The sequence below is a fragment of the Chryseobacterium sp. Bi04 genome (assembly GCF_918698085.1).
Classification (GTDB): Bacteria; Bacteroidota; Bacteroidia; order Flavobacteriales; family Weeksellaceae; genus Chryseobacterium.
On sequence record NZ_CAKKLP010000004.1, the window covers coordinates 349,387 to 362,565 of the forward strand.

10 protein-coding genes and 1 pseudogene are annotated in these 13,179 nt (G+C 36.7%); 9 read left to right on the forward strand and 2 right to left on the reverse strand.

Annotated features, from left to right (window positions below; all coding sequences use genetic code 11):
* Positions 1 to 13: 13 nt before the first annotated feature.
* Together LQV47_RS09500 and LQV47_RS09505 are read right to left on the reverse strand one after the other, a co-directional pair.
* Positions 14 to 1,183, reverse strand: coding sequence for an iron-containing alcohol dehydrogenase (locus LQV47_RS09500; RefSeq protein WP_230036232.1), 1,170 nt, complete (start codon positions 1,181 to 1,183; stop codon positions 14 to 16).
* A gap of 68 nt (positions 1,184 to 1,251) precedes the next feature.
* Entirely contained in the window at positions 1,252 to 2,166 is a 915-nt protein-coding gene (locus LQV47_RS09505) for a helix-turn-helix transcriptional regulator (protein ID WP_230036234.1), read from the reverse strand.
* 266 nt (positions 2,167 to 2,432) lie between these two features.
* Between LQV47_RS09505 and LQV47_RS09510 the strand changes: the two genes are divergently transcribed.
* From LQV47_RS09510 to LQV47_RS09545, 9 genes and pseudogenes are all read left to right on the forward strand, one after another.
* A complete protein-coding gene (locus LQV47_RS09510) occupies positions 2,433 to 3,608 on the forward strand; it encodes a hypothetical protein (protein WP_230036236.1) in 1,176 nt (391 codons plus the stop codon).
* Entirely contained in the window at positions 3,565 to 4,065 is a 501-nt protein-coding gene (locus tag LQV47_RS09515) for a T9SS type A sorting domain-containing protein (RefSeq protein ID WP_230036238.1), read from the forward strand. Before LQV47_RS09510 ends, LQV47_RS09515 begins: the two co-directional genes overlap by 44 nt.
* 49 nt (positions 4,066 to 4,114) lie before the next feature.
* Positions 4,115 to 6,952 (forward strand): RHS repeat protein, encoded by a 2,838-nt coding sequence (locus LQV47_RS09520; RefSeq protein ID WP_230036240.1) that lies wholly within the window; start codon positions 4,115 to 4,117, stop codon positions 6,950 to 6,952.
* Between the two features lie 22 nt (positions 6,953 to 6,974).
* A complete protein-coding gene (locus LQV47_RS09525; RefSeq protein WP_230036242.1) occupies positions 6,975 to 11,186 on the forward strand; it encodes a polymorphic toxin-type HINT domain-containing protein in 4,212 nt (1,403 codons plus the stop codon).
* A 23-nt stretch (positions 11,187 to 11,209) separates the two neighbouring features.
* The gene (locus LQV47_RS09530; RefSeq protein WP_230036244.1) at positions 11,210 to 11,686 is read left to right on the forward strand and encodes a hypothetical protein; all 477 of its coding nucleotides are present in this window, start codon (positions 11,210 to 11,212) and stop codon (positions 11,684 to 11,686) included.
* 64 nt (positions 11,687 to 11,750) lie between these two features.
* Positions 11,751 to 11,846 (forward strand): annotated as a pseudogene (locus LQV47_RS22575) (hypothetical protein); the annotation flags it as partial.
* A gap of 24 nt (positions 11,847 to 11,870) precedes the next feature.
* A complete protein-coding gene (locus LQV47_RS09535; RefSeq protein ID WP_047486175.1) occupies positions 11,871 to 12,269 on the forward strand; it encodes a hypothetical protein in 399 nt (132 codons plus the stop codon).
* 312 nt (positions 12,270 to 12,581) lie between these two features.
* A complete protein-coding gene (locus LQV47_RS09540; protein ID WP_290368645.1) occupies positions 12,582 to 12,866 on the forward strand; it encodes an RHS repeat-associated core domain-containing protein in 285 nt (94 codons plus the stop codon).
* A 76-nt stretch (positions 12,867 to 12,942) separates the two neighbouring features.
* On the forward strand, positions 12,943 to 13,179 hold a 237-nt coding region (locus LQV47_RS09545; protein ID WP_230036247.1), incomplete at its 3' end, for a hypothetical protein.

The window sequence follows — 13,179 nt, forward strand, 5'->3', positions numbered from 1 at the left end:
GTTTTATTAAGTTTTAGAAGGCAGCTACTGCCTCTTCGGCATAAACAACACCTTCATAACAAGCATTGTATATTGCTTTTAATTCATCTAATGAAGGAACACGTGGATTGAATCCCGTACAAGGATCTGCCAAAGCATTGGCTGTGATATAATCAAGGTTTTTGTCCCAATCCTCTTTTGAAATTCCAAATGCTTTAAGAGAAGCATTATTATTTACCTCAGAACGTAATGTTTCAATAGCCTGAGCAAGATCTTCAGCCGTTTCCTTACCGATTACTTTAGCCAGATCAGGATAACGGTCTGTTGCCAGAGCATTATAACGGATCACATTCGGAAGGAAGATGGCATTGGAAGCCCCATGAGGAATTCCATATAAAGCTCCTACCTGGTGGGATAAAGAATGAACGATTCCCAACCATGCATTATTGAATGCCAGACCAGCCATGAAAGAGGCATCATGCATATTTTGACGGGCCTTAATGTTGTCAGGATGGTTTACGGCTTCTTTAAGATTGTCAAAAACAATTTCCAACCCTCCTTTTGAAAGGGCATCAGCATAGTTATTCTCAATATTTGAAACATAAGCTTCCACACAGTGTGTCAAAGCATCCAGTCCTGTATTTGAAGTGATATGAGCCGGCATGGAAGCACAGATTTCACCATCCACAATTGCAATATCCGGAGTCAGTTCATAAGAAACAATGGGATATTTTACTCCTTTTTCACGGTCTGTGATAACGGCTAAACCTGTAGTTTCAGTTCCTGTTCCACTGGTAGAAGGAATAGCAATAAATTTAGCTTTATTTCTTAAAACCGGTACCGTAAACGGTTTGATCATGGTTTCAAAATCGGCATCAGGATACTCATAAAACACCCACATGATTTTGGCAGCATCAATGGCTGAACAGCCTCCCAATCCGATCACCCAGTCAGGTTCAAAAGTTTTCATTACTTCAGCCCCTTTCATACAAGTTCCGGAAGACGGATCTTCTTCCACACCTTCGAAAATCTGTGTTTCAATACCTGCTTCAGTAAGGTAAGCAACTGCTTTATCCAATGTTCCGCTCTTTCTCATTGAGCTTCCTCCAGTTACAATAACCGCTTTTTTACCGGTAATATTCTTTAATTCTTCAAGGCTTCCCGCTCCATGGAAAACTTCTCCTGCGATAAATAATTTACTCATTTTTCTTAGTTAATTTTTGATGAAACAAAATTAGATAAGACGAAACAGGTAATGTTATACAAACAGGACTATCCGTTATACATTTGTGCCAGCTCCTGCTGAAGTTCCGTAGGGGTTTCCTTAAGTTTTGCTTTTACAAATTTGTTGAGAGCCGAGGGAGAATTAAAACCGAGATCAAAAGCAATTTCTTTATGTGAAAGATCAGAAAACATCAACTGACGTTTGATTTCTATTAAAATCCGGTTGTGGATGGCCTGAATAGCAGTTTCACTGCAGTGTTTTTTGGTAATAGAGTTTAACTTTTTCGTACTAACAGCTAATTCTTCAGCATAATACTGGACCGTCCTGTGTTGTTTGTAATGCTCATTCAGGAGCTTTTTAAACCGGACATATATGGGCTTGTCTGCAGTATCTTTATGAAGAATAGGATGGAGCCCATGCACCGATTCAATGAGTCCCAACAGGAAAACTTTAATATGAAATCTTGCCTGCTCTTTTTTGATAAGACTGGGATGTTGATAAATTTTCTGAATGATTGAAATGGTATGTAGACTTTGTTTAAGATCTTCGGGTGAAAGAATGGTACAGTTCAATTGGGTAGAAAGATTGACATTATAGGTGCTTAATTCATTTTTAAGAATGTCAGAACAGAATAATATTTCTTCAAATAAAATTATTTTTCCTTTAAGACTGTCGCTTACGGCAGAAACGAAGCTAACCTGTTCAGGAAATATGACAGAAATTTTTCCGGCTTTAAGCAGGTGTATTTTTTCTTCAATATGAATCTTAAGGCTTCCACTTTCCATCACAATAATACAGAAATGGTCTTTCTTATGTGGTTGGGTATATTCTTTCAGATTTCCCACGGTCAAATCAAAAACCCGGAAAGACAGATTTTTATCCTCTGCTTTTTGATTCTTCTTTTTTATCTCCAATTTTTTCAGGACACCCATTGCTGCTTCTATTTTAAAACGTGGCAGCAAAGTTATAGCAAAACATTCCCAATTTCCAAGGGTTGGATGGGAAGATGTATGAATTACAGAAGCATTTTCTACTATTCGTTTTTTTCTTTATTAGCTAAAAAATACGACAGGTTCTGTCGCTTTGAAACTATATCTTGCACATATAAAACAGTAAAGTATTGTATTGTAATAAATTTCACAATCAATATGATAAAATAAATCTTTTCACAGTGAGGTAAAAGTAATACTTTTGCAATCGAATTAAAATAATAATAATTACACAATCCATGAAAAAACTCTACATGAGTGCATTGACTTTATGCACCATCTTGGGCCTTTCTGCCCAGGAAGTGATCTGGCAGAAAGACATCAAATCTTCCACTCAGGATTTTCTCAATCAGGTAATCACCACTATTGATCAGCAATATCTTATCACCGGAAGCTCTATTCAGGCTAAAAGCCAGTCGCCAGCTACTGGTAGCCAAAAGCAAAACAACGGCTACGATTTTCACCTGATCAAACTCAACCAGCAGGGCGAACAGGTTTGGGAGAAATATATTGCGGGACAAAACCACGATTATTTATCCGCAACAGTAACTACACAAGACGGAGGGTTTCTCGTATCAGGAACTTCTTATTCAGGAAAAGGCCTGGATAAAAAAGACGATTCCAAAGGCGGATCGGATATCTGGCTGATCAGGCTGAATGAATTTGGTGATGAACTTTGGCAGAAAACCTTGGGGACATCTTCAGATGAAGAAGCCAAAGCTGTCATTCAAACCACAGATCTAGGATTTTTTGTAGCCGGAAATATTCAAAATTCATCCAAAGGCTATGGTTCAAAAGATGTCTGGATTACGAGATTGGATAAAGACGGAAAAGAACTGTCTCAGCTTATTCTGGGAGGAAGAGGCTTGGATGAAGTAGAGAAAATGATCCCAACAAAAGACGGTGGAGCATTACTGGGAATCTACTCAAGGAGTTCCGAGGTTGGGAATTCTGAGATTAAACCTTCAACTGAAAAACCGGCTAACTCAATAGCCATTAGCCAGCTGCCAAAAGCCAGCAGCAACTTCGGTGAAGGCGACTACTGGATCGTCAAACTAGATAAAAACGGAAAACTAGAATGGGAAAAGAACTTCGGCGGAAAAGGGGATGACCATATCAGAACCCTGGCTTTAACTTCAAACGGTTTTATTATCGGAGGAGAATCCAGATCCGAAAGATCCGGAAATAAATCAGTAGGTATCGAAGAAGGTACAGACCTTTGGCTTATTTCTTTGAACGAAAGAGGCGAAGAGATCTGGCAGAAATCCTACAATTTCAAGAACAGAGATATTTTAATGGGAATGAATGTGATTCAGAGCCAAGAATCAAGAATTAAGAACCAAGAACCAGGATACTACCAAAGGAATATTGTTGGGTGGTTATACGCAGGCGGAAGGAAGAATAGAGAAAGATGATGAAACCTTTTGGATGCTCTATCTTGATGGCAACGGAAATGAGCAGTGGCGAAAACATGTAAATGGAGACTCCAGAAAAAGAGAGGAGAGACTTTCGGATCTGAAATTAAATAGGGACGGCTCTATTATTCTGGCAGGAACCAGTGCTGAAGAATTAGGAAAAGAAAACTGGAAGATTGTAAAGCTGGGAGACAAACAGGTTGATCAGTTAATAGAAAAACATGATATCAAGATCTATCCGAATCCTGTATCAGATTATGCTTATGTAGAAATCGGTTTTAATTTCAAAGAAGCTGATATTGTGCTGTATGATATGAGTGGAAGACAGCTTCAGAATATAAAAACTAAAAACAATGTTACCAAATTGAGTACACAGGCTCTTGTACAAGGTGCTTATCTGGTGACCATAAAAACGGATACAAATAAAACGGCGAATGCTAAACTGATTAAAAAATAATATAATGAGAAGGAACTCTATTTTAATGAAAGGGATAATCATAAATTTTATGATGTCCATTATCGTAAATGCTCAACAGGGAGATATTAATTTTGGAGATCTGCCACGACCAGTTCCCTCAGTATCTTCATTACCTACTTATACTGAATCACCCATATCGTTGGCAACAGGAATACCGGATATTAATTATCCTTTACTAAGGCTGCTAACTAATGACAAGAGTATTTCTGCGAATTTATTGCTGCAGTATCATCCGGCTAATATGAATGAAACACAGGCAGGTAGTGAGGTTGGTATGGGATGGACGATGTTTTCCGGAGGAGTGATCTCAAGAGAAGTCGTTGATGAATTGGATGAAAGATATGATGATGCCAGTTGGCAGTACTATCAAAAGAATAAATTTAATGACGTTTATTATTACAATCTTCCGGGAATATCAGGTAAATTCAAAATAGAAAGAAATACAGATAATAACACTTTTAAAGTACTTAACCTAACTCCTAATAATGTTAAGATTGAGTATACCAGGACTAGCAATAATGCTACTTTAATTATCAATTCCTTTACTATAACTGATGGTAATGGTTTTAAGTATTTATTCAATGACTACGGTCAGAGTAGAAGTTATAGAAATGCCATTACGAGTGGGACCTTGTATAAATCAGCTTTTTATCTTACTCAGGTTAAAAATGCTGCCGGTGTGGCGCTACTTGGTTTTGAATATCAAAAAGAGAATAAAATGGTACCGGGAAGTACTAATATTTTATATCAGATATGTAAGGTAAAGAATATTACATCTCCGGGATTAGGGTCTATTGTTTTTGATTATAATTATGATCAGACGTTGGAAAATACAATGAATGACCCGTATAGTATTACAAAAGTTTCTCTTAAAAATAGTATTGGAAATGTAATAGGACAATATGGTTTTGAATACATAATGATGGGATACAGTATTTTTGGATCTATCGAAGAAACAAGTAAGAGGACCCTCACGCGTATTCATAAAATAAATTTAGAAAATCTGACAGGGCCACCACTGGAAACCACTAAGTTGCTTTATAGTCAGCTGCCCTATTTCTCACCTGAAAACAGTTATGGCCCTGGAGATCCATGTAATGCTACTGAGGCAACAAATTTAGCTCGATATGCCGTAAAAACCCTTAATAAGATGGTTATGCCGACAGGAGGAATGATAGAGTATAATTACGATGCAAATGAATATTATACCAATAAAAGTCTTCCTGGTTATGCAACACCCAGCTATTTTAACGATCCCAGTGTGCAATACATGAGTACATTTAAAGGAATAGCTGTTGACACCAAACAAACCAATACTTATACTTTTCAGGTGACAGGAGATCCGGGAGTATTAAAAAGGATCTATATAACTTTTGAAGCGACGAAATATAAACCTGTTTTTGCTGATGATTCTTTTGTGGATTATAGTATTGGAGGATCTGGATCTGCCTATACCTGCTATAACTATAATGATCCTGAATTAGAAGGAAATGCAAGGTCATTAAAAAACTTCGACCTTTACCCGGGTACTTATACTATTACAATGTCAGGTACCGGAGGCCATGGAGAGATGACGATTCAGGAAATAAAAAATATTCCGGCTCCTTTTAGAAATGCCAGTAACAATAATCCACAGTTGGGAATCCGTATAAAGAATGTGAAATATTACAATTCTGAATTCAATCCTACCTTACAGAAATCAACTGATTATAGTTACAATGTATTCAGCGATCCGAACAGTGTAAGTGGAAGCATTTTTTATCCCGAAAGAGAAAGTTCTTCAACTGTAAGTACTCCTATTGTATTATATAAAAATGTAAAAGTGACTAACAGTGGAAACAATGGATATATCAACTACTATTTCAAAACGCCCAATGATTACCCTAAATTTCCATATACCCATAATGGAAGCACAGTAAATTTCTGGCCGTACTATAATATAACCAAATCGGGTGTACAGGAAAAGAACGAAGCATACAACGCCCAGAATAAACTGGTTTCTGCCTCTCATTATGATTTTAGTTTTGAAACGTTAAATGATTTTCCGGATATCGCTGTGGATGGAGGTTTTACTAAAAAGGCTTACCTGAAAAGTTCAAAAATCACAACTAAGAATTATCAGGATAATAACCAATATGTAGAAAACAAAGTAGAAACTGAGTTTAATACCACGAACTTTAGAGTAGCCTCTGTAAAGGAAACTTCGTCGGATGGTAGTATTTCAGAAAAATACATAAGCTATCCTATAGGATTAGCAGGGTATCAAAATCTTGAGAATGCTAATATGACCGGAGTTCCTGTAATTACTGAAATAAAAAATAATGGTAAGGTCATTTCAAGAACAGAAGTGAAATACAATGGCTCCATTGGAGTATATCCATCTTCCGTGATCGCTGTCAATCCTAATGACAATAGTATAAAAACAGTGGTTAGGTATGACGAATATGATTCCAAAGGAAATATAAAACAAATGACATCGAATCCTGATGTTGCAGGAGGAAATCCGTCGGTTATCATTTGGGGGTACAATCAAAGCTTTCCTATTGCCAAAATAGAAGGGGCAAAACTTTCAGATATCGGAACCCTGGCCGACGATATTGTTTTAAAGTCCAATGCAGATGTAGATGCTTCTTCTGAAGTCACTCTCATGAATGCATTAGACAGTTTCAGAAGTAATCCTGGTGTAAAGAATTTCATCATTACTACCTATACCTATGATCCTTTAATTGGAGTCACTTCAGTGACAACTCCGGGAGGCATGAGGGAGATTTATAAATATGATAAAAACGGGAAATTAACTTCAGTAGTGGATGTTAACGGAAATATTATTAAAGATTACAAGTACAATACAAAGCCGCAGCTATAATAATTTATACAATTAATCAGCTATGAAAAAAATAATATCAATCATATCTTTTCTTGTTGTGGCTTTGTTTCATGCGCAAAGTTTAACAACTACAGAAAATTATATATACAGCAGGACCTATTTAGAGCCTGTTACTTCAGAACAGCCTGGTGCTGCACAGATTCAGGGAGTCCAGTATTTTGACGGATTGGGAAGAACTACCCAAAGTATTGCCATTAAAGCATCTCCCAATGGCAAAGATGTAGCCGTTCCGGTTATGTATGATCAGTCAGGCAGGAAGACCAAAGATTTTATGCCTCAGCCTGTAGACAGCCAAAATGGAGCGTATATTCCGGGCATAGGAGAAAGTTCAATAAATGCCTATTATGGGGTTCCCAATGCCTATTCAGAAATTCAGTATGAGCAATCTCCCTTATCCAGAGCGGTAAAAGCAGCCGCTCCCGGAGCTGAGTGGCAGATGAACGGTATTCATACTCAGAAGTTAGAGTATCTATCCAATAATACGGGTGAAGTTAAAAGATATAAAGCGGTAACCAGCTGGAATGCATCGGCTCAAATCAATGATGTCTCTATTATTACAGCTCCGAATGACGCGTATACCACCAATGGGTATTATAATGCCAATACATTATATAAAACGGTTACTAAGGATGAGAATGATAACGAGACCCAGGTATTTATTAATTCAGGAAAGCAAATCCTGTTATCGCGAAAGATTAATAAAAAAGCCAATGGAACTACAGAAAATGTAGATACCTATTATGTATATGATGAATTTGGCAATCTTTCGCTGGTGATTCCCCCGAAAGCCTCAGTTTCAGCATTAACTCCAGCTTTACAGGACCAGTTCTGCTACCAGTATAAATATGACAAATACCACAGGGTTATAGAAAAGAAACTTCCTGGAAGGGGCTGGGAATACCTGGTATATGATCAGCAGGGCCGTCTTGTGCTTTCTCAGGATGCTAACCTGAGAACGGCAGGCAATAATTTCACAAAAAGAGGCTGGCTGTTTACGAAGTACGACAAATTCGGAAGAACAGTCTATACCGGATTCTTTGCCAGTACAGTAGAAAGACCGGCAATGCAGGCTGCATTGAATAATATGTCTTCCAATGCCAATAATAATGAAACTCAAAGTACCACTCCATTTACCCTTAACGGGATGGATATTTACTATACAAAAACAGCTTTCCCAACAGAAAGTATGACGATTCTGAGTGTTGATTATTATGATGAATATCCTGTAGGATCACCAGACCAACCGGCACTAATACAAAACCAGGCTACTTTAGCATCTGTTCCAACAACCATTGTTTCTAACGGTCTAAGCTCAGTGAGAAGCACAAAAACACTTTCTACCGCAAGCTATACCAAGAATGTTGAAAATGACAGCTGGTCGTCAGCATTTATCTGGTATGATACACTGGGAAGAATAATTGGAACCTATGGTAAAAATCATTTAGGGGGATTTACGCAAACAGAAGCTGAACTGGATTTTTCCGGAACACCGCAAAAATCCATTGCCTATCATGCCCGTAAAGCAAATGAACCTGGGGTAACCATTAAAGAACGGTTCATCTATGATGCCCAGAAAAGGCTTAAACAGCATTATCATCAGGTCAACACTAAGCCGGAGGAACTGCTGACGGAAAATACCTATAATGAGCTTTCCCAACTGATCAACAAAAAAGTAGGAAACAATCTTCAGAGTATTGATTATACCTATAATGTCCGGGGCTGGCTGACAGACATTAATAAAAACCAGATGGGACTAGCTGATCTTGGAGGGAAGTTATTTGCTTACAAAATCAAATACCATCAAAAAGAAGGGATTGATAATCCTGATGTGGTTCAGTTCCCAGGAAAGAACGTGACTCCGAGATACGACGGAAGCATTGCGGAGATCGACTGGAGAGCTGTAGAAACAGTAGGGGTAAATCCATCCCTGACCCCAAAAAGATATGGGTATTCATATGACAGTATGAACAGGATTCAGGCAGGATATTACCAAAACCCGAATAATCCTTACAGCAAAGAGAATACGGAATCTTTAGACTATGACCTGAATGGGAATATCAACAGCCTGTACAGGACTTCGGTAATAGCATCCGGAAGCAATACCGCTAAGGTAATAGACAATCTGAGCTATACCTATTCGGGGAATCAGGCGATAAAGATTACCGATGATTCTCAAAACTTTGCAGGCTATGAAGGGGGTGGAGGTCCCATCACTTATGATGCGAATGGAAATATGCTCACCATGCTGGATAAAGGAATACAATATGTTAAATATAATTTCCTTGATCTTCCCGCTGAAATGCTCATGACCAAAAACAGTAATGAGCTTGTTGCGGTAAAGACCTTATACAGGGCAGACGGAACAAAATTAAGAAAAGAGAGCAGTACCAGTATAACAGGCGTTGTAGGATCTACTACTACCAAAAAAACGACAGATTACCTGGATGGCTTTCAGTATCTGACCACTGAAAATGTAGATACAGGGGGAGGCACCGGCATAGAGATGTTTTCTTTATCCGGCAGGGCCATGGAGCCGGAAGCTTTTTCAATTGATGAAACAAGAAGGGTTGCTCCTAAAACTCCGGATCTTCAGTTTTTTGCCACCGCAGAAGGATTTTATGATTATGCAAAAGATCAGTATATTTACCAGTACATAGACCAGCTGGGAAATGTAAGGGTTTCTTACGGAAGAAACAGCACAGGAGCTCTTGAGATTACAGATTCCAATGATTACTACCCATTCGGGATGAATCATTTAAAAACGGGGATTTCCTATTTTGCACAGGGCAGCTATAAAAGCAACAAATACAACGGCAAGGAACTGCAGGAAACCGGAATGTACAGCTACGGCTGGAGAGAATATATGCCGGATATTGCCAGATGGAATGGCATAGACCAGTTAGCAGAAAGTTATTATTCTCATTCTCCTTATGCTTACGTGATGAATAATCCGATCAATTTGTTTGATCCCAACGGAATGGTATCACAAGCATTTATAGATGAACTATTAGACGCTCCTCCCGGAACTACGTGGACAAACACAGGAAGCGGCTTTACCAATAATTGGGGAGGACAGATGGATTATGACGGAAACCCAACCAATTACAATGGATATAGCAATATGGCTAATGGAGTTGGTAAGAAGAATCCAAATGATGGACCTAGCTTCGAAGTTCCTGAAGTTATTATTAAAGCCAAGGGAGGTGTGTCAGGATGGAGCAATCATAAAAATATTGGCGAGAACAGTTTGTTAATGTATAGCAAATTTACAGGAGTTTTGGGAGAGTTTACATTTGATCAAAATAACTCCTTGCTTTATGATGCCATAGAGAACACTAAAGTAGGACAGTCGGTATCAGCTGCTGAAAGGTTTCTGTTTTTGGAATTACCGGGTTCTTTTGTAGGGGGCGAACTCTTATCTGCTGGTTGGAGGGCTGCCGGACTAAGTAAAATTATCTGTGGTCCTCTTGGAAGACTTACCAATGGTTTGATAAAGATCTGTTTTACAGAGGGCACACTGGTTGTAGCAGAAAACGGAAATATAAAGATTGAAGACATTAAAGAAGGTGACCTTGTCTGGAGTTACAATGAAGAAACAGGTAAAAAAGAATTAAAAAGAGTGATAGCCTTATCTCGTAATACTTCTTCTTCATTGGTGAGAATCTCTGTAAATGATACAGAAATTAGCTGTACACCAGAACATCCATTTTATGTAAGAGGAAGCTGGATAGAAGCTAAAGACCTTACCAAAGGAATGCCTCTTACTACTTTAGACGGAAAAATTTCTCCTGTAGAATCTATTACATTTTTGGATGAGAAAGTAAAAGTTTATAACTTTGAGGTTGAAGGCAATCATAATTATTATGTTTCTGAGAAAGGAATTTTAGTGCATAATAATTGCGAATGGTTAGAAGGCTCATTAAGCCAAGTTAAAAGATGGATTCCTACTGAACCTGGAATGCAAGGTTCAAAAGCAATTGATGACATTACTGCGAAATTGCTGAAAAATGATCCTTATGTTTTCAAAGAACCAATAAAAGTAGTAGAAGCTGAGGGAAAGACGTTTATATTGGATGGACATCATAGAATTCAAGCTGCTATAAAAGCTGGTTATGAAGGGTCAATACCATATCAGAGAATACCTGCAGGGCAAATATCTGAGCATTCTATTTTTAGAAATATTGGAGAACTTTTAGAAACATTTGGTCATTAAAAACTATAAAGAAATAAGAAAAAATGAACTATCATAAATTATATAATAAGATAAGGGAATATGCTTTAAAATGTGTGTTTTACAACGAACATTTGATTATAAATTATCAATTACAAAATATTCCTGAATTGAGTGATTATAATCATTTTGTATTACCTATAGCAGCTGTAAAAAAAAAGCTTATAATTTATAAAGACTTTTTTTCAATAAATCAGACTAATGTTGAGTACCATGTACATGGTACTGGTATAACTTTTACTTTTGATGAAATAAGGTATTCTTTTCAATATTTTCCCCAAATAGAAAATGAAAATATTCCTATTTTCTCTATTTCTTCAATTTATGATTATATAAAAATTGTATATGGATATATTGAACAAGATAAATTTACAGAAATAATGAATCAACTTGTAGATGAGAAATTAATAACTAAAATTGACGAATATGGTTTCTCATTTTATATTCCAGAATTAAAATTATCTAAAAATATTACTCAATAATTTTTTAATAAATATTCCTTTACTGTTTTTAGTAAGGGAATATTTTGTTTTAAATTAAAAAGTAAAAGTTTATAACTTTGAAGTAGAAGGTAATCATAATTATTATGTTTCTGAGAAAGAGGTCTTAGTGTATAATAACAGCGGAACTCAGCAAAAATAGTATAGAATTAGTGAAATTTTTAAAATGATAAAAAATATAAATATTGTTAGAGCTAAATTTAAAAGAATTAAGAAAGATTTTTTTAAAACAGATTTGTATGAAAACTTAGATGAAAATTTACAATATCAGATAAATAATAATATTTTATTTTTAGAAAATGAAATACCTATTCTTGGTTATTTTGTTTCTGCAAATAACTACTGGTTATTAACAGATATCAGACTGATAACAAATAACTTTATTATTCCTCTCGATGATATCGAAATAATTAATATTCCTGAAGTTTTCGACGAAGGAAAGCAGAATTCAGAATGTGAAAGTTTAGAAATTGTTAAAAAAGATTCTGGGATTTATATGTTAAAACTAGAAAAGTTAACATGGTATGTAATTTTTAATGTTCTTAATTTTATTATAAGACATTAAATTTAAAAGTGGCAATGCTACCCTACGCTGCCGCACGAATCCTTTCGTGTGGCATTTTTTATTAACAATTAGTTATATTTACCAATACATAGACCTAGCTGCGCAAAGTTTATAACTTTGAGCTAATATACCAAAACCTCACTTTTGTGAGGTTTTTACATTTTAAAATGATTGATTTGCATTCTAAAGAGAACTTTAATCCAGAAATGTTTTTGAGTTTATTATTTGGGATTATAAGATATTTACCAATACATAGACCAGCTGGGAAATGTAAGGGTTTCTTACGGAAGAAACAGCACAGGAGCTCTTGAGATTACAGATTCCAATGATTACTACCCATTTGGGATGAATCATTTAAAAACCGGGAATTCCTATTTTGCACAGGGCAGCTATAAAAGCAATAAGTACAACGGTAAGGAACTGCAGGAAACCGGAATGTACAGCTACGGCTGGAGAGAATATATGCCGGATATTGCCAGATGGAATGGCATAGACCAGTTAGCAGAAAGTTATTATTCTCATTCTCCTTATGCTTATGTGATGAATAACCCGATCAATTTGTTTGATCCCAACGGAATGGATCACAAGCATTTATAGATGAACTATTGGACGCTCCTCCCGGAACTACGTGGACAAACACAGGAAATGGCTTTACCAATAATTGGGGGGACAAATGGATTATGACGGAAACCCAACCAATTACAATGGATATAGCAATATGGCTAATGGAGTTGGTAAGAAGAATCCGAATGATGGACCTAGCTTTGAAATTCCTGAAGTTCTTCTTGTAGGAAAAAAATCTACTTGGGCTGATCAGTTTAGAAGTCATATGGAGAAGTATGCTGTGAATGTATCAAGTAATTGGTATAGCCTTACAGGAAAAGGTAATTGGTTTTTTGGTACTGCAGGG

Bases quoted from the DNA above. Each gene is read 5' to 3' on its own strand.
- LQV47_RS09500 (WP_230036232.1), bottom strand. From the start codon at position 1,183: ATGAGTAAATTATTTATCGCAGGAGAAGTTTTCCATGGAGCGGGAAGC.
- LQV47_RS09510 (WP_230036236.1), top strand. From the start codon at position 2,433: ATGAAAAAACTCTACATGAGTGCATTGACTTTATGCACCATCTTGGGC.
- LQV47_RS09520 (WP_230036240.1), top strand. From the start codon at position 4,115: ATGATGTCCATTATCGTAAATGCTCAACAGGGAGATATTAATTTTGGA.
- LQV47_RS09525 (WP_230036242.1), top strand. From the start codon at position 6,975: ATGAAAAAAATAATATCAATCATATCTTTTCTTGTTGTGGCTTTGTTT.
- LQV47_RS09530 (WP_230036244.1), top strand. From the start codon at position 11,210: ATGAACTATCATAAATTATATAATAAGATAAGGGAATATGCTTTAAAA.
- LQV47_RS09535 (WP_047486175.1), top strand. From the start codon at position 11,871: ATGATAAAAAATATAAATATTGTTAGAGCTAAATTTAAAAGAATTAAG.